The following is an 18,788-nucleotide window of genomic DNA, read 5'->3' as shown; positions in this document are numbered from 1 at the left end:
ATTGTTATATCATCAATATGTGGGAATGTACTATGGACGCTGAATCGATTTATCATTTTTAACTGCGACTGTAACGATGAAGTGGGCACAGCATAGGAAGCACAAAAATGGATTGAAATTGCATTTTATTGAATCAAGATGTTTTTTAAAAGTGAATCACTGGTTAAGTCGCTTACCACAAAGGAGTAATGATTCAATTGTACTTAGATCTCATTGCCTATTTATTGGTACTAATAGTACAAATGAACAATGCTGCACCTTTAAGGGTGATGTAAGATTACTGTATCCATATTCACAAATAATAATAAACATTATTAGTTGGGCATATAAACATATACATTGTGAGAATAATTAACAGTTTTCAGTTCAAGGAATTAATGGTGTGATAAAAAGGTGAGTATCTTATTATTCACTTTTTTTATATAAAATATTTTGTTATTCACCTATCAAAATTACTTTTCATTTTTTCTTGCAATTTTTTATATTTGTTCTTTAAATAATACCACAAAATATAAGAATGATAGCAAATGTTAACGCTTATATCAATACCCCCTCTCCTTATGGCTTCCATTGCACTGTATGTTGCCATTTCTTACACTCTTATGTATATACGAAGACGCAATGAACCTGAACATATATGGTTTGCGATAATGTGCGTTACAATAGCTATATACGATATTGCCTCGGCTCTTTTGTATATGTCCCCCTCACCTGTGCAATCAACACTGTATCAACGTATACAATTTGCTGTACTGGCATTTTTTATTATAGCCATCACATGGTTTATTGCCTCTTTAGTACATTTACAACACAGAATTGCATACTTCATAACACTAGTTATGGGTTTATTTATTATTGCTGGTGTAACGTTGCAGAGTTCATATACTGTCAACCCAGATAATCCCTATATCAGGACTTTCTCCCTATTAGGGATATCTGTTACATATAACGAAGCAGATCCTGGAATTGTGTATATACTTCAATACATCGCTATGCTTGTAACTGGAATCTATTTACTGTATAAGCTTTTTATATGGTGCCGTTATGGTGACACTCATATTAAATTTCTTTTTTTTAGCCTTTTAGTATTTTTGGCTGCTAGCATTAATGACGTCATGGTTGGGAAAGGCGTATATCAATGTATATATGTTCTTGAGTATGCATACTTTTTTGTAATAATCTCAATGGCATATATCCTTCAAGCACAATTTGTTACACTTCACAAAGAAATTGAACAGCTTACAATTACACTTAACAGAAAAATTGCGGAAAATGAAGCCAACCATAACAAGAATTATAAAGAAAAAAAAATGTTACACCTTTCATCCACGCATTCAGAAAAAATCCAGAGTGTCATTGAATACATCCATGTAAATTTTTGTTTCGACATCTCTCGTGAAGGGCTTGCTGCAATGATTGATTTACATCCAGACACATTTAGCAGGCTCTTTAAGGCATATACCGGCAGATCACTTCCTGACTATATTAATGAACTACGGATTAACTACGCAAAAGATTTACTTACAGCAACCAGCGAATCAATAGTAACTATCGCCTTTAAAACCGGTTTTGAAAGCCTTTCAACGTTTAACCGCGCATTCCACAAAATATGTAATACCACACCTACTGCATACCGCAAAAACAATAGCAAATTCTGATTAATCAGATATTGCGTAGACAAAACTGTAATCACAATATAGTAAACATACTCATCAATGTCATACTCAACGTGATTTAGCATTTAGATTTAAACATGTGTAGTAAATGAGTTTTAATTACAATATATCTGATCAATAATTTTATAAAAACAAATTTTTGTGGAGGAACTCAAATGAAAACTACATACATACTCACACATGATGTTGGAACAACAGGCAATAAGACTTGCTTATATAAAGTTGATGGAAAAATAACACTTATTGATTCTTGCCTTGTTGAATATCCACTGTATATGCTGCCAGGAGGCGGTGTTGAACAAAAAGCTGATCAGTGGTGGGACGCTATATGTAAAGCAACAAAGACTGTCATGAAACACACTGCTATTCCAGCAGGTAAAATTGCAGCAATGGCGTTTTGTGCTCAGATGCAGGGGTGTGTATTTATTGATAAAGATGGCAATGCGCTACGAAATCCCATGAGCTATCTGGATCAGCGTGCAACAAAACAGATTGAAAAATACCTATACAGAGGGCTTATAAAAATTGAAAAGTGGAATGCAATTAAGACTATTAAATCTTTGCTGATTACTGGTGGGCTTGCTGCCACACCAAAAGACCCATTATGGAAATATCACTGGGTAAAGGACAATGAACCCGAAATTTTCAAAAAAACATATAAGTGGCTTGATGTGAAGGATTATTTGATTTTTAGGGCCACTGGAAAGCTTGGCATGACTCAGGATTCTGCAAACGTCACCTTTATTTATGATACACGCAAAGGCAAGTTTGGCTGGCATAAGGGGCTTTGTAAAACCTTTGACATCAATATGGAACACCTTCCTCCCGTGTTTTATTCAACAGATACTATCGGTACAATTACTAAAAAAGCTGCCAAAGAACTTGGAATTGCTGAAGGCATTCCTGTATTTGGTGGTGGTGGCGATGTGCCTCTTACACTTGTTGGTTCGGGCTGCACTGACCTTTACGATACCAATATTTATGTTGGCACAAGCGGGTGGGTCTCTTCCAATGTTGATAAACGCATGGTTGACATTGGCAACTTTATTGCCTCTATATTAGGAGCTATCCCCAATCATTACGTGTATGTTGCTGAACAGGAAACAGCAGGTGCATGCTTAAAATGGGTTCGTGATCACCTGGCACTTGATGAGATTGGGATGTATCTAAAAGCACGCCACATTGCAGATAAAAGTAAAGAATATGAATCACTGTATGATTTCCTCAATCAGGTTGTCATGCAAACACCACCAGGTGCTGGGAATGTACTGTTTACACCATGGCTTCATGGCAACCGTTCGCCTCGCGAAGATCCCTATGCACGAGGAATGTTTTTTAATATTAGCCTGACGACAGGTAAGCGGCAGATGATACGGAGTGTTCTTGAAGGTGTTGCGTTTCACATCCGCTGGATGTTAGAAGCAATGGAAAAAAAGATACCGCGTCAAAAAGTACTGCGCTTTGCCGGTGGTGGTGCAAAATCCGATGTATGGTGCCAGATAATGGCTGATGTCACAGGCAGAAAGATTGAAGCAATTGAAAATGAAATTAATGCTGGTACTGTTGGCGCAACAGTAGTGTGTGCTGTTGGGTTGGGTATTTTACCATCATTTAGTGAAGCAAAACGATTGGTTGGTATACGAAAAACATTTTTGCCACAATCACAGTATGCTGATATGTACACGCGGAACTTCAAAGTTTTTACTAAACTGTATGAAAAGAATAAGGAACTTTTTAAGGTTCTGAATTATTAGTATAATTTTTATAGGAGGAATACTATGAAACAGGAATATGCAATATCCCATTGGCCAGACTCAAAAGAAATTTTGGAAAAACTAAGAGTACTTGCAAACGAACTGCCAGTATATCAGATTAACCGCAGCAAAATGGCTGAATATTTAGAAAAATTTGAATCAAAGTTTGCATCGTCAAAAAAACTGGTTGAAAAAGCAAAGCAGAGAATACCGGGTGGTGTGCAGCATAATCTTGCCTTCAACTATCCTTTCCCATTAGCAATCACCAGAGCAGATGGAGCATATTTATACGATGTTGATGGCAATCAATTTATTGATTTCCTCCAGGCTGGTGGTCCAACAGTGTTGGGCAGCAATTATAAACCTGTACGCGATAAGGTAATTGAAGTCATTAATGATTGCGGGCCAGTCACCGGTTTGTTCCATGAATACGAATTACTTCTGGCTGAACTCATACACTCGCATATCCCATCAGTTGAGTTATTCAGGTCACTTGCAAGTGGTACTGAAGGGTGCATGGCTGCAATACGAGCTGCACGGTGTTTTACAGATAAAAAGTTTATTATTAAGGTTGGTGGCGCATACCACGGTTGGAGTGATCAGATGGTGTTTGCAATGCGTATACCAGGACTTGGGACACTTGATTCGCACGGTATCCCTGAAGGCTGTTTTACCTACATACAAGAATTTTATCCCAACGATATCGAAGGCTTAGAAAAACTATTAAAAGAAAACGAATCAAAAGGTGGTACTGCTGCAGTTATTCTTGAGCCGCTGGGCCCTGAAAGTGGCACACGCCCTGTGCACTATGATTTCAATGCAAAAGTACGTGAATTGTGCGACCAATATAATTCATTGCTGATATTTGATGAAGTAGTCACTGCATTTAGAGTTGGCCTTGGTGGTGCTCAAGGGTATTTTGGTGTCAAGCCTGATTTAACTGTATTTGGCAAATGCGTTGCAGGTGGTTACCCTGCAGCAGGTGGTGTTGGTGGAAGAAAAGAAATAATGGAAACATTTGCTGCTGGCATTCAAGGATTAAAGAAACGTGCAATGGTTGGCGGCACACTATCGGCAAATCCACTTTCCTGCGCTGCCGGATATTTTGCCATCAAAGCAATTGAAGAAACACAGGCCCACATCAAAGCAGGCAAAGCCGGCGATAAGCTCACACAAGGACTTCAGGAGATATTCAAACGATACGACCTACCATTTGTTGCATTCAATCATGGTTCTATCTGCCACATGGAAACAGGTGCTGCAATGCTTATGGAACTTTCTAACCCAAAGATTTTTGAACAGGTGGGTCAGCGCCGAAAAGTTATGGAAGAGCTGGGTGCAGCTTTGATGGTGGAAGGAATAATTACACTGGCAGGTAGCCGTATCTATACCAGTATGGCTGATACAGATGATGTTATAGATGCTGCATTGGAACGATTTGATAGGGTATTTAAATATTTTGAACCTGTTAAGGAGTAATGACATGACACAGGATATAAAAGTTTATGGTTACCGATGGATTATTTTATTTATCTTTGCCTTGCTGAATATTGCCATACAGATTCACTGGATATCATTTGCCAGCATCACCTCAGAAGCAGCGGCGTATTACAATGTTACGCCGCTGTCGATAGGCCTTTTATCAATGTTGTTTATGATTGTCTACGTGTTTATCTCAATTCCTGCCTCGTACATCATTGATACACATGGCATAAAATTGGGTATAGGGATTGGTGCAGCACTCATCGGAATTTTTGGGTTGATAAAAGGCTTATATGCGCAGTCATTTGTTATAATAGTAATAACACAAATAGCTCTGGCGATAGCTCAGCCATTTATCCTCAATGCATATACACGTCTTTCTGCAAAATGGTTTCCCATAGAAGAGCGGGCGACAGCAACCGGCATCGCATCACTAGCACAATACCTAGGAATAATATGTGGACTTGCCGCAACACCATTTCTTGTACACTCCTACAACATACCTCAGACAATGTATATATATGGTATCATCAGTTGTGCTATTTCAGTTGTATTTATTGTGTTCATGAAAGAAGAACCACCCACCCCACCATGTGAAAAGGGACAGGAAGATCGTTTCAGGGTAAAAGAAGGGCTCAAACATATATTCAGTTTAAAGCAGATGTGGCTGGTAATACTTCTTTTCTTTATTGGTCTGGGGATGTTTAATGCTGTAACAACATGGATTGAGCAGATCTTACAGCCTCGTGGATTCAACTCAGAACAAGCGGGAATTACCGGTGCATCCATGATGGCAGGTGGTATTCTTGGAGCCATTATCCTTCCACTGTTATCGGATCATTACAGAAAGCGAAAAGCATTCTTAACACTTTGCATGTCATTGGTTGTACCGGGGCTTGCAGGGTTAACATTTGCAAACAACTTTACTGTATTGTTAATTTCCAGTTTTATCTTAGGCTTTTTTATGATGAGTGCTGGACCAATTGGATTTCAGTATGCTGCCGAAATCTCTTATCCTGCGCCCGAATCAAGTTCACAGGGATTACTATTACTGTCAGGACAAATATCAGGAATCATCTTTATATTTGCAATGGACGCTTTCAGAACTGAAACAGGAGCAATGACCCCGTTTATGATTGCATTTATTGTTCTAATGGTAATAAATGCATTATTAACATTACAGTTAAAGGAATCGCAATTAATTGGTTCATAAAAGATTAATTTTATAAGAACGTGTTGCAATGTTTCTTTTTTCAGGCATTTGTCATTTCAGGATAAGTTATTTTACTACAGGAGGGCCACAATGTCAAAGTACACGCAATATAAGGAACAAATTTTATACTGGTGTAAATGGCTTAACGAACATGGATTCTTTGGAACAAAATTAGGCAGCGGCGGCAACATATCGTGTAGAATTGAAAATGAAGATGCCATTGCAGTTACACCTTCAAGTCTTCCGTATAAGGATATGACCACTGATGATATCTGCATTGTGGATTACAACCAAACTGTCATTGAAGGAAAAAAGCCCACCATGGAACTATCACTACATCTTGCAATCTATAAAGACAGGTCTGATTGCAACGCAGTGGTGCACACACATCAGATATATGCCAGCATACTATCGGTTATGAATATTGAAAAGCCACTGCCAGCCATGTTTGATGAGATTGCATTTGCCATTGGTGATGAAGTTGCATTTGTGCCCTATGCATTATCAGGTACTCCTGAATTGGCAGCAAATGTTGCCGCTACAGTAACAAACAAATGTAAATGTTACATCATACAAAATCATGGAGCCATATCTTTGGGCAAAAACCTTGAACAGGCATGCCTTCATGCAGAAATGCTTGAGAAAGTGTCGATGGTGTATTATTATTCACTTGCAGCAGGCAAACAACCACACGCTTTGCCCCAACCAATACTGCAGGTAATACGACAACTTTTTGGTAAGTAATAGCTTTTTATTTTTTTCTAAAACAATAATTAAATTGTTGTATCAATAATTTTACATATTTTAGCACACCTTTCCCAAGGGCAGTGTGGCTTCAAACATCAGCTCCTGCTGCCCTTATTATCCCTTTACACAAAGGCTGTGGCGACAGCTCATGGTAATACTCGTTGATTGCGTGCCATTGTAAAGAGTCTCAACCATTGCCACAGTGCACGCTCATCTGTGTGCACCTTGCTTGAATCCATAATTTTTATCTTCTGGAATAATAACAATTGCGTTATTTCTTATTCAAATATATTACAACAATTGCTTTTGTTTTTTCCCCATTATTATCTCTTCTATTTGAAATTTATAGGAATGATAACTCACTATATTTCCAATTACACCTTTATCAACCTCCTCTGATTTCAGAATACTAATTACGCTACTTACCTTGATCTTAATTTTCTATTTTATTTCACCATTAATTCCTTTATCTGAAAACTTTAAAATTTTATCAAAATGTATATGCTTATATTTACAATTTATTATATGTAGCAACATTTGTGAATACTGATATACATAATCCACCATCACTCTCACTTTCGATAATGGGAAAGAGTTTAACCATTATAGAAAGATAGAGGAAGCTTTGGGGTGTGAGGTCTATTTTGCAAATCCCTATGCACTATATCAATGATAATTAAATGAATATATAAACACACAGTATCGTCGCCATATGCAAAAAATAAAAGTTTTGCACAATTGGCAGATAATGATGTTGGTGCAATATCAGAAAGCAATAATGAACTAAGGAAATCAGAAAATCTTAAAATCATATTAAATAAGCTTTCATACCATTATTTAGAAGTTGCATTTCAAAGTTTAAGTTACATCTATATGATTTTTATTTTAAAAATTTTTACTTGCCTGTTTATATCTATACATCACATACTGTTATTCCACAAAATTTATACATAAGGTAAACCGCAATGAGCGATATCGTAATAAAAAGAAGCTATGAAGAAATTAACGAAAAGATAAAAAAAGGTGATGTTGTTGTCGTCACTGCTGAAGAGATGACATCAATAGTAAAATCCGAAGGCTATAAGCAAGCCTTCAAAAAAGTGGATGTGGTAACTACAGGGACGTTTGGCACCATGTGTTCGTCCGGTGCTTTTATAAACTTTGGGCACACTAAGCCAAAGATAAAAGCTTCAAAAGTATGGCTTAATGATGTTGAGGCATACGCAGGACTTGCAGCTGTAGATATTTACATTGGTGCAACGCAGGTGCAGGAGGATGATCCACTCAATAAAGTACATCCTGGCCGTTTTAAATATGGTGGGGGACATGTCATTGAGGATTTAATTGCAGGCAAGCCGGTTAAGCTCAAAGCCAAAAGTTACGGCACTGATTGCTATCCGTTGCGCGAATATGAAGCTACAGTCACTATTCATGATTTGCGCGATGCATTTTTATATAATCCACGCAATGCCTATCAAAACTATAACTGTGCAGTCAATCAGTCTAAAAAAACCATATACACCTATATGGGAATACTGCGCCCTAATATGGGCAATGCCACCTACTCCAGTGCAGGACAGCTCAGCCCTCTTTTAAATGACCCGTATTACTGGACAATTGGTGTTGGCACAAAGATTTTCTTAGGAGGTGCTGTTGGTGCGGTTACATGGCGTGGCACGCAACATAATCCCACTGCACCACGCTCTGAAAACGGCGTAGTGCGCTCAGGTGCAGGTACTATTGCTGTAACCGGTGACATGAAGCAGATGTCAGCTCAATTTATCAAAGGTGCATCAATTACTGGCTACGGCTGCTCACTGATGGTGGGAGTGGGTATTCCAATTCCAATTCTAAACGAAGATTTAGCATTCTTTACCGGTGTGTCCGATGAACAGATTTTCTGCCAGGTGGTTGATTACGGATACGACTATCCCAACGCTATTGGGCGTGTGATTGCCGAGGTTAGTTATGCTCAGCTTAAGTCAGGTTTTATTGACATTGGTGGCAAACGCATTCCCACTGCACCACTCTCAAGCTACCCCATGGCAATTAAAATTGCTACTATTCTGAAAAATTGGATATCAAGTGGACAGTTTACTTTAGGAGAGCCGCAAATACTTCTTCCAACAGTGCCATATGATAAACGTCATGAGTAACACATTGCCATACAGAACCAGCATTAATTCGCGTTTCACTACCTTTGAGGTGCGTGTGGAAACCACTAATCTGTTTATATGTGCACACAGTAATCTTTATGACAGGGCGATAGCTCTTGTTAAAACATTACGCACGGATATTGAACGGTATATCAATACCAATCCTCAGTTTTTACATGCTCTGACCCCGCTACAGCCTTCCACTACAGCGCCTGAGGTAGTAGGGCGCATGTACCAAGCTTCAATGCTAGCAGGAGTTGGCCCCATGGCAGCGGTCGCTGGTGCTATCGCCCAGATGGTGGGAGAAAGCCTTATAGAGTATAGCCCAGAGATAATTGTAGAAAACGGTGGCGATATATGGGCATATATACAGGAACCTGCCACTGTAAGTGTGTTTGCCGGGAGGTCTGCGTTTTCAAAAAATTTAGGGCTTGCTCTGACCCCGGAAATGACACCTTGCGGCATCTGTTCATCATCTGGCAGGTTTGGCCGCTCATTTAGTTTTGGCAAAGCTGATATTGCTACCATTATTGCCACCGATGCAGCACTAGCTGATGCAGTTGCCACCGCTACCTGCAATATGGTGCAAAGCGATAGCGACTGTGCAAAAGCTGTATCGTATGCCACTAGTATATCTGGTGTAAAGGGTGCACTGGTGATATACTGGGATACGATGGCTGTGAAAGGCGAAATTAAACTTACTGAAATACTATGAGGGAAACTATGGAATCACGAAATGTACTGTTGATTTTTAATCAGCATATAATGTACAAACCAATTATATACCGTATCGCGAAAGATTTTAATGTGATATTCAACGTACTTGAAGCAAAGATTTTGCCAAAGCAGGAAGGTAGGCTCATACTGCAGCTATCTGGCGAGTCTGAGGACATTGATACATGCATAGCTTATCTTAAAGATGAAGAAGTCATTGTTGATATCCTTGCTGATAAAATACAGCGCGATGAGGACCGCTGCGTGCACTGCGGTGCCTGTACTGCAGTGTGCCGCACCGATGCGCTTGTGATAAACCGCCAAACAATGATGGTTGAATTTCATCCCGACAGGTGCGTTGCATGCGGCTTGTGCAAATTAGCCTGCCCTGTGAAGGCAATGAGCGGCATATCCATTGACGTAGATTCAGAAGAACTGGCTGTAAAGCCCTAATTTTATATACAGTTTACTTAAGATAAAACTTTTGGCTATTGTTTCAATTTTATAGTTAGTAATGATAGACTATAATCATCATCCTTTGCTTGATAAAAACTGGAAGAGAACTTAAAAATTTTTAGCATAATTTTAAACAAAAAAATCCAACCCCACCTTGACGATTTTTATTTCTATTAGTATTTTATATACAGAAATTAGCACTCACTAATATAGAGTGCTAACAATAAAAACCTTTAGTTCATAGGAGGTACACTATGAAATGGGGTTTAACAAAACGAGATGAAACCAAATTGAATCCTTTTGAAGCTTTTGAAAGAGATGTAAAAAGGATTTTTGATGATTTCTTTGCTCTTGAGCCAGTTGATCTTTTTGATTCCGCATGGGTACCAACAGTTGATGTAGAAGAAGATGAAAAATCTATCCATGTAAGAGCTGAAATTCCTGGAATTGATGAAAAGGACCTCAATGTTACACTGGAAGACAATGTGCTTACTATCAGCGGTGAAAAGAAAGAAGAACGCAAAGAAGAAAATAAACGATATGTGCTGGCCGAGCGAAGGTTTGGATCATTCAAACGAAGCATTTCATTGCCAAGTGAAGTAAAAGCTGATAGTGCAAAAGCTACATTTAAAAACGGCGTTTTGACTATTGACTTTGAAAAGAAGGAAGTATCACAGCCCAAACGCATAACCATCAATATCAAATAACAGGAGGTGGACTATGTTCACAACGTTTGATCTTTTAGATGATGTATTGGCCCTGAGAGATATGGTGGATCGCTTCTTTGATGAAGTATCCACTACCCGTAGGCGTGTGGAATATCCCTATATCAATGTATACGAAAAAGATGATGATATAATTGTTAGGGCTATAGCTCCGGGAGTTTCATCTAGCGATGTTAATGTGCAACTGGCTGATAATACATTAACTATCGAAATGAACCGTAAGGAAGATTATGCTGACAAGCCGTATTTGCGCAAAGAACGCGAGTTTGGAACCTATAAGAAATCCATCAAGTTGCCATACTATGTTGACCCTGACAAAGTTGAAGCATCAATGCAAAATGGTATCCTTACCATTAAGCTGACCAAGCATGAGTCAGTAAAACCACGCAAGATAACTATCAATTAAAAGGAGGTGATAGTTATGGCAACCCAGATTGCAAAACGCACTAATAGAAATCTTAATAAAAAGGATTACTGCCTTGTTCCACCTGTGGACATTTATGAAACTGATAACGAATATGTGCTAAAAACCGATATACCCGGTGTTTCAAAGGAAAACATCGAAATAACCTTTAATAACAATGAGCTTGAAATAAATGGTAAGGTAGACGAAGCATATACTGAAAGCGATAATTTGACTTACCGTGAATTTACATTGTGCAATTACAATCGCAAGTTCTTGATATCAGACAAAATTAATGTAGAAGGAATTCACGCTAACCTTGAAAACGGCGTGCTCACAATAACACTACCAAAGCGTGAAGAAGCAAAACCAAAGAAGATTGAAATAAAGACCGAATAATTATTAAAACTTGCATCCCAATGTGGGATGCAAGTTTTTTATTCCACAATAGTAATAATAAATTCCTTACTCTTTAATGGTTTTGGATTTTTTTCAAACGGTCGTATATAGTCAAATGTTATCGTAGCATTTCCGGGTTTTACTGCCCTAAATGTGAATATTTCCTTATCCGGTGCACCAACAATGTGTCCTTCAGCAGTGTGTACCTTGTAATCACTGTTAACCAGAATTCCTGGATTTTCTTTAATACTAAAACGCCATCGGTACCCCGTACTCAACTGTGAATCAATTTCTATAGTCACACAACCTTCGTTCTTAATTGTAATTGGCTCTCCTTTATATTTCTGAGTATCCACAGTCATACAATTGTTGTCCATAACCTTTGAACAAGCAAATAGTAAAAATAATCCCACTATGATTATTACTGGATTTGTAATTTTCATATACATATTCCTCTCCCAATTTTTTGTTTATTCCTTTTCCAAAACAACCCATGCGGCACCATACCCTATGTTATTGCAGCCATATTCTATCCACATGTACCCCTTCTCACCCCATCGCTCGCCCCATGAGTTTTTTATTCTGTAAGATTTTTTTGAATCGTCCCAGCCAACAATGATTATGCCATGATTTACATCCCTAGGGCTGCTTACTGGAGTAAATTCATCAAAAATTCCACCAACATACGCCTGGAAAGCCGGAGTAACCTTCACCGTAGCAGCTAGTGGCCCGTACATGCATAATGCTTTTTTCATCTCATCAACGGATGGGATGCCACCATCTTTGCGAACATACCCCCAAGCAACAAGTTTTATTGGCACCTGCTTTTTTGGAGTACAACCATACTCATATCCACGGTAAGGAGCAACCTTTTCCTCTACTGGGTAACTAGTCATCATAAAATCAAATACATTACCATACCACCCCCCATTGCAGCTTCCTGCGTCCCTACCATATTTATCACGGGCACAATCAATCATATATTGTTCTGAAAGGTCAATATCAGCCTTTTTATTAATCTTGTAGCAACCTTCCACAACACCCATGGCGGTAAATGACCAGCAACTGCCACACAGCCCCTGATCCTTCACAGGCGTCATCAAACCTAATGCAAAGAAATCCACTACAGGCTTTGAAGGATCGGCCAGCATAAATGATTCGGGCAATGTTTCAGAAGGTTTTACCGGAGTTACTGCTTCAGGTTTTTCTTCCTTTTTTGCTTCTTGTTCCTTTGGCTTTACAGGCTCTTTCTTTTCAGGCTCAAGCTGTGCCTGTCTTTTGGCAGCCTGAGCTTCGGCCAAACGCTGTAAAAATTCCAAAAATAGCTGGAAGCCTCTGCTGGTCTGTATTTCCGCTTCCTTTTCAAGGTCCTTAGGGGGGACAGCTCCTGTTATCTCTTCTATTTGCCGCTTCAGAGCCTCTGTCATATCCACTTTGAATTTGAGGTTGCGCTCTTTAATATCCTTGCGTATGGCTTCAAGTTGCTGCTTTACTTCAGCAATGCTTTTCTTATTTTTCAATTTTTGTGCTTCAACATCAGCCTTATATGAATTTTTGAAAGTTGATTGGGAAAAAGCAATAGAAGCAATTATCAAACACATTGCCATACTTATGATAAAGTGCTTTTTCATATACTTTCTCCAATTGTTATTAAAAATAGTATATTTTTCCACTAATTATTCCTTGCTTTATAAATCACATTAATTTAGAAATAATTAGCATATTTTCATAAAATTTTCTCAAATGTACATAAGCTTGTGATAATTGTCCAATCATTTTTTATTTTACATTTCTGCCAATAGAGAAGCACTCACACATTCAAAATATAAAATTAAATTGCAATATTTGAAACAACACGTTACTATTTGAAAAATATTTAATTTTTGATATTTTATAACCGATAAAAAAGTGTAATAGCATAATGATAAAGTATAAAGTATATTGTGCATATTAACATAAGAGGGTATTTACTATGAAATCAACAAGATTTTTACTGTACGCTATCGTTGCCATTTTAGGAATTTCATTTTGTATGGTAGCCAGTGCTCAACAAGCACAAGCACCAAAAGAAGCACAAAAAAAAGAAGGAATAAAAGAGGAAGTTACCGGATGGCGGATAAAAGACTTCAAACCCTATGTAAAAGCAATTCAGGAACTTGAAAAACTCAGTAAAGAATATTCGGACAACCTATTAAAACTTGCCATAGATGAATATTCAACTGGTATAGATATACTTGAAGATATGGAAAACGACGTCAATAAATTGATAGAAACCAACCAGAAGAATAAAAATCTCCATGAACAGTGGTACTGGCAGGAGATTGATCGTCGCGAACAGGAAAAACGCCAGATAGCAATGATGAAATTTGAGGCAAAAACCAAAGCAGTAACTTATTTTACAAGAGCTATCAACCACATGGATGAGATAACATTTGAAGAAGTACGCAAAGACCCCAAATTTGTCAACTTCCAAATTCGGTTATATCAGGCATACGTTTCAACGCAATATGACCTTTACAACCTTAAGCCATGTATTCCAATCCTTGAGCGCTACATTGAAATAAACGATCAGACCAAGAATGACGTATGGGCATATAAATACCTATCAAGCTGCTACGGGTATATGGAAGGCGTATTGCTTAAATACAAACAGGGGACTGAACAGGAACAGCTACAGTACAAACAGAAAAAGAATCTGTACATGCTGAGAGCTGCTGAATTACAGTATGGAATTGACTCACCACAGTACAAGCATTTGCGCGAAATAGTATCAAAAGATGAAAAGAAGAGCGAAAAGATAAACGAGTTTAAATAAAGCAATTACATACTGTGTGGGCTCTCTTTGAACCCATACACAGTATTAACAAGTTTATATAATAAGATTACTATCACGCTGCCTAATGGCAGCGTGAATTATTTTATTTTGATAAAACGCCGCTATTGGGTGGGGTTTTTATTTTTCAAGTATTTTAAATCCTGATACTACTTTGTATTCTATTCCATTATATACAAGTGTAAAAACCATAATGCGGCCAGGATACACAAATACTGTGATGGGCTTTGGTTGTCGAATATTGTTATCACGTACATATTGGTTGTCTGTTTCATCCAGCCGCCAGCGTTCAATTATAATTTCATGATATTGCCCGCTGGCAACATTTAACTGAATTGTGGATTTATTAATAGATAGAGCTGGCTCAGTGCGGCCGTAGTCCTGTCCATTGCAATAGATTTTATAGAAAACTCTGGTTGCCTTTTCGCCGGTGGGCAAATCATTAATCGCAATCTCAATGGTATGATCGGTACTGACGGCGTACTGCACCGCATTACTGTAACGATACACCGCTTTTAGTGTTGTAATATCTACAACTTCGGTATCATTGCCATCAGAAATTAATACCAAGCGATTGTCAATCTGCCCTTTTATAGTTGGGGTTTGTAAAAAATATAATGGTAGTGTAAAGTCATTGTATACAAGTGTAGTATCGCTTTTAAGGAGAACAAGGCCATCTGAAAGTAATATGAAATCCACAATTCCCTGTTGTATGGTTACAGTCCCTGTATTGATATCGCACCTGTATAGTGCCCGGTTATTATCTTGATAAATGCAGATATATACAGCATTTGATTCAAACGCACTACGCACTATTTTTGTATTTTCAGAATACAAAGAAACAACTTGTTCAATTACCTTTTTATCCTGCAACATGTATGCTCCCGCTACTATCGCTTTATCATTCTTTGCCACATACAGGATTGCAGTATCCTTTGATGAAAACTCAAGCACTATACCTTCAATGGGTACAGGAACTGATGGAGCAATATATAATTTTCCATTATTCAGAAGTGGGAAAGCGGTGCTTATCGCTCCTGATGAAAATAGTAAAGATATACATACTATAATCAAAAGGGAAGCTTTATATTCGCGATAACCGGTTTTTGAAATCATTATATATCTTTAAACCAAGCTTATTGTGTTCGTCAATAATTTCTTGAAGAATGTTAGTGGTAGTTAATGGATTGACGGTGATAGCCCTTAAGACAACAATCCGTTGTTTGCGATACCGTGTTGATTCAAGCATGGTACGAGAAACAAAGCTGTTATCCTCCTGGCGTATTGCTCGGTGCAGTTCGATGTTCATTTGGTTGAGTATATCATTTATCTTTTTTAGGCGCTTGCAATATTTTGCTGCAACTTGCTCATCCGCATTGTGCAGCTTACTCATTATGCGTTCAATTTTTGCCCTGACACTCTGAGGCACAAACCGATAGTTATTGATAAACAGTTCAGGACTATTGAGTAATTCAAAGTTTTCATGCTTTTCTATAAGCTCTTTTAAGGTATTGGTAAGCATAAACGCATGGTCAAACAGAACTTCAAAGCCGGTGGTGCCAAAAATCTTTAATGTAACCCACGGTTTAAGGCATGAAAACGGACGCGATCCTTCAACGGTAAACCTTCCCTGATCAACTGAATCAGGACGTATAATATAATTGGATGTATGCATTATGTTAGTAAGATCATAGGGGTTTTTAAACAATATTAAACCCATTGATAATGGAGAATATAAAAGCTTATGCGCATCAAATGTTACTGAATCAGCCTTTTCTATACCCTTGAACATATGACGGTATTTGTTAACCAGAAGAACCGATCCACCCCATGCTGCATCCACATGGAAAAAGATATTATATTCAGCAGCTATTTTATGCAAAGTGTACAGATCATCAACATTTCCTGTTTCGGTTGTACCTGCAATACCTATCAGGGCAACAACCTTAATCTTATCAGAATGCGTGCTGTTATATTCATCAATACTCTGCAATTCCCTACGCAGTGCAGTTATATCGATTTTGTTGTTGCTATCCACGGGAATTTTGATGACGTTATTATCGCCAATACCGGTAATTCGCGCTACCTTATCAATTGAATAATGCCCACGCTGCGAGACAATATACACTGCTTTGTGGATATTATAATATTTAAATGCTTCTGCTACGCCTGCTTTGCGTATGCCGGGAAAACGTTCATCAGGAGGAAATGCTTTATTGCGGGCAACAAGCAAAGCTGTGAGGTTTGCCAGTGTCCCATCAAGAGTCACATTCCCCAGTGCAATCCTGTGATTTTGAATATTGCGCTTATAAAATGATGCAGACTTCTGGAAAATGAGCCTGTGAATCCATGCAATAAATTCGCGCTCAACAAAGGTTGACGCTTTTGCTGTCTCAATTTTAACTTGATTCTGGTTTAAGGCTGCAATTATCATCTCAAGCAGAATCATGAAATACGGAATGGCACTTGTCATGTGACCTATGTAGTAGGGATTGCCAACCTTGACAGAGTGCTTTATAACCTTTTGTTTAATCTCCTGAAGTATATCCTTTAAAAGCTTGGGTTCACGAGGGATTTCTATATTATTGAATAAACATGCCAACTCAGGGAGTGAAATCTCACTGTGGATACCACCTTTTTCCTTGAAGAAAGAATGAATTAAGTCAAGAAGCTCATAGCCAAATTGCATGAATTTATCAGGAGAATCAGGCATTATGAATAGCTTGCGCAGATGTTCAAGGTCGGTAGGTATTTTGGTATGAGTATGTTCCATCGAAGGCTCAGCCAATCTCATTGTGGTAACCACTGTTCATAAGTTTGCTGATGATTATATTACAACAAAAATAATTATTATCAAATAAATCAAGTACTTTTGTTGGAATATACAAAATTATCTTATAGCATTATATTCGTACTTCATGTATTGGCGATAGCTCCTAATACAGTCCACAGTAAATATAGCCTAAAAAACTGTAAATAACCAAATTTTGTTTTTATTCTTATGGAGCAAGCTTAGCAGTAGATATCATAATAACCAATTTACAAGTTTTTTAAAATTCTCTCTTGACTGCAATATGGTTTATCATTAGCATGATGAAGCTATTTTAGATTATTTACAGGCAAGGCAGCAGGTTACATACGTTGCACGTTGCGGTCTGGTAAAAATGTGTGTACAACATAAATACCTATTTCAAAATCCATAAATTTTTCCATAGGAGATTGATTATAATGACTATCCTGAAACTGGAAAATGTTTCTTTATCACTTGACAACAAACCCATACTCAATAACCTTTCGGTTGACTTTTGGGAAGGGCATATACATGCCATAGTAGGCCCTAATGGAGCTGGTAAATCAACATTATCCTATGTCATTATGGGATTAAGCGGGTACCGAAACATAACCGGAACTATCTACTTTAAAGGAAAACCTATCAATGACCTGTCAATACACCAACGTGCCCGGCTGGGAATAAGCTTAGGATGGCAGGAACCCGCCCGATTTGAAGGGCTTACTGTTGCACAATATCTCAATGCATCTAAAAAAGATCATGGCATGTCTGTTGATGAAGCAATGGAGGTAGTGGGTCTATCTACTGCCGAATATCTTCCCCGAGCATGCGATAAAACATTAAGTGGTGGCGAGCGCAAACGCATTGAACTGGCATCACTTTTGGTAATGCAACCAGAGCTGGTGCTGCTTGATGAACCGGATTCTGGTATTGATATAGAAGCACTGGAACGGATTTTTGATGCTATCAATCTTTTAAAAGAAAGAGGCTCTACGGTAATAACTATCACTCATAGTATGGCGGTGTTAAAAAAAGCCGAACATGCATTCTTGATGTGTCATGGCAGTATTATCGACAAAGGTAGCATAGATAAAATTTCTGGCTACTTTGAAAACAAATGCATACCCTGTGAACATAAAAACATCCCTGTTCTTGGAGAAATACAGTAATGAATGATAAACGCGAAATTGCACAAACGCTATACAAAACAATGGGTCTGACTGATGCAGCCCTTAACGACCCACAAATAGCTCACTTAGTCATCAATGGAAATATGGTGGTTGGTGCTCATCTTGTGCCAGGACTTGTAGTTGAACCACAGGAAACTAAAACTGGCGTGATAGTTACCATGAAAGTACTTGCAGGCAGCACACTACAAAAGCCGGTACATCTTTGTTTTGGTATGCTGCCCGAAGATGGCCTTCAGGAAATCATTATGA

The 18,788-nt window shown here is 38.2% G+C and carries 18 protein-coding genes; 14 read left to right on the top strand and 4 right to left on the bottom strand.

From position 1 onward, the window contains the following. The first annotated feature begins 527 nt into the window (after positions 1–527). The 11 genes from N3F66_11360 (at position 528) to N3F66_11310 (ending at position 11,725) form a co-directional block, all read left to right on the top strand. Entirely contained in the window at positions 528–1,658 is a 1,131-nt protein-coding gene (locus N3F66_11360; protein MCX8124739.1) for a helix-turn-helix domain-containing protein, read from the top strand. Positions 1,659–1,831: 173 nt separating this feature from the next. Further along, positions 1,832–3,430, top strand: coding sequence for an FGGY-family carbohydrate kinase (locus N3F66_11355; protein MCX8124738.1), 1,599 nt, complete (start codon positions 1,832–1,834; stop codon positions 3,428–3,430). Between the two features lie 24 nt (positions 3,431–3,454). Next, positions 3,455–4,909, top strand: coding sequence for an aminotransferase class III-fold pyridoxal phosphate-dependent enzyme (locus tag N3F66_11350; protein MCX8124737.1), 1,455 nt, complete (start codon positions 3,455–3,457; stop codon positions 4,907–4,909). A gap of 4 nt (positions 4,910–4,913) precedes the next feature. Further along, positions 4,914–6,125: an MFS transporter gene (locus N3F66_11345; GenBank protein ID MCX8124736.1), complete on the top strand. Its 1,212-nt coding sequence runs from the start codon at positions 4,914–4,916 to the stop codon at positions 6,123–6,125. A 90-nt stretch (positions 6,126–6,215) separates the two neighbouring features. Then, a complete protein-coding gene (locus N3F66_11340) occupies positions 6,216–6,869 on the top strand; it encodes a class II aldolase/adducin family protein (GenBank protein MCX8124735.1) in 654 nt (217 codons plus the stop codon). 968 nt (positions 6,870–7,837) lie between these two features. Then, a complete protein-coding gene (locus tag N3F66_11335) occupies positions 7,838–9,028 on the top strand; it encodes a homocysteine biosynthesis protein (GenBank protein ID MCX8124734.1) in 1,191 nt (396 codons plus the stop codon). Next, complete coding sequence (locus N3F66_11330; protein ID MCX8124733.1) at positions 9,021–9,743, top strand: UPF0280 family protein; 723 nt, start codon at positions 9,021–9,023, stop codon at positions 9,741–9,743. Before N3F66_11335 ends, N3F66_11330 begins: the two co-directional genes overlap by 8 nt. A gap of 8 nt (positions 9,744–9,751) precedes the next feature. Then, on the top strand, positions 9,752–10,195 hold the full coding sequence (locus N3F66_11325; protein ID MCX8124732.1) for a 4Fe-4S binding protein: 444 nt from the start codon (positions 9,752–9,754) through the stop codon (positions 10,193–10,195). 257 nt (positions 10,196–10,452) lie between these two features. Further along, a complete protein-coding gene (locus N3F66_11320; GenBank protein MCX8124731.1) occupies positions 10,453–10,905 on the top strand; it encodes an Hsp20/alpha crystallin family protein in 453 nt (150 codons plus the stop codon). Between the two features lie 13 nt (positions 10,906–10,918). Further along, on the top strand, positions 10,919–11,329 hold the full coding sequence (locus N3F66_11315; GenBank protein MCX8124730.1) for an Hsp20/alpha crystallin family protein: 411 nt from the start codon (positions 10,919–10,921) through the stop codon (positions 11,327–11,329). A 15-nt stretch (positions 11,330–11,344) separates the two neighbouring features. Continuing rightward, positions 11,345–11,725 carry an Hsp20/alpha crystallin family protein gene (locus N3F66_11310; GenBank protein ID MCX8124729.1) on the top strand — a complete coding sequence of 127 codons (381 nt, stop codon included), beginning with the start codon at positions 11,345–11,347 and terminating at the stop codon, positions 11,723–11,725. 38 nt (positions 11,726–11,763) lie between these two features. Here the strand turns inward: N3F66_11310 and N3F66_11305 are convergent, their stop codons facing one another. Beyond that, entirely contained in the window at positions 11,764–12,168 is a 405-nt protein-coding gene (locus N3F66_11305) for a protease inhibitor I42 family protein (GenBank protein ID MCX8124728.1), read from the bottom strand. A 27-nt stretch (positions 12,169–12,195) separates the two neighbouring features. Further along, entirely contained in the window at positions 12,196–13,356 is a 1,161-nt protein-coding gene (locus N3F66_11300; protein ID MCX8124727.1) for a hypothetical protein, read from the bottom strand. A gap of 341 nt (positions 13,357–13,697) precedes the next feature. Here N3F66_11300 and N3F66_11295 point away from each other — a divergent pair, with 341 nt between their 5' ends. Then, the gene (locus tag N3F66_11295; GenBank protein MCX8124726.1) at positions 13,698–14,540 is read left to right on the top strand and encodes a hypothetical protein; all 843 of its coding nucleotides are present in this window, start codon (positions 13,698–13,700) and stop codon (positions 14,538–14,540) included. Between the two features lie 138 nt (positions 14,541–14,678). Here the strand turns inward: N3F66_11295 and N3F66_11290 are convergent, their stop codons facing one another. Both N3F66_11290 and N3F66_11285 read right to left on the bottom strand, forming a co-directional pair. After that, a complete protein-coding gene (locus N3F66_11290) occupies positions 14,679–15,674 on the bottom strand; it encodes a hypothetical protein (GenBank protein ID MCX8124725.1) in 996 nt (331 codons plus the stop codon). Continuing rightward, entirely contained in the window at positions 15,643–17,352 is a 1,710-nt protein-coding gene (locus N3F66_11285; protein ID MCX8124724.1) for a pyridoxal-dependent decarboxylase, read from the bottom strand. The genes N3F66_11290 and N3F66_11285 overlap by 32 nt, the downstream gene beginning before the upstream one ends. A 434-nt stretch (positions 17,353–17,786) precedes the next feature. On the opposite strand from N3F66_11285, the gene N3F66_11280 reads away from it, so the two are divergent. Beyond that, a complete protein-coding gene (locus N3F66_11280; protein ID MCX8124723.1) occupies positions 17,787–18,518 on the top strand; it encodes an ABC transporter ATP-binding protein in 732 nt (243 codons plus the stop codon). After that, on the top strand, positions 18,518–18,788 hold a 271-nt coding region (locus N3F66_11275), incomplete at its 3' end, for a SufBD protein (protein ID MCX8124722.1). The genes N3F66_11280 and N3F66_11275, both read left to right, overlap by 1 nt.

The sequence above is a fragment of the Spirochaetota bacterium genome, assembly GCA_026414805.1.
GTDB lineage: Bacteria > Spirochaetota > UBA4802 > UBA4802 > UB4802 > UBA4802.
This window is presented reverse-complemented; position numbering and strand designations above follow the sequence as displayed.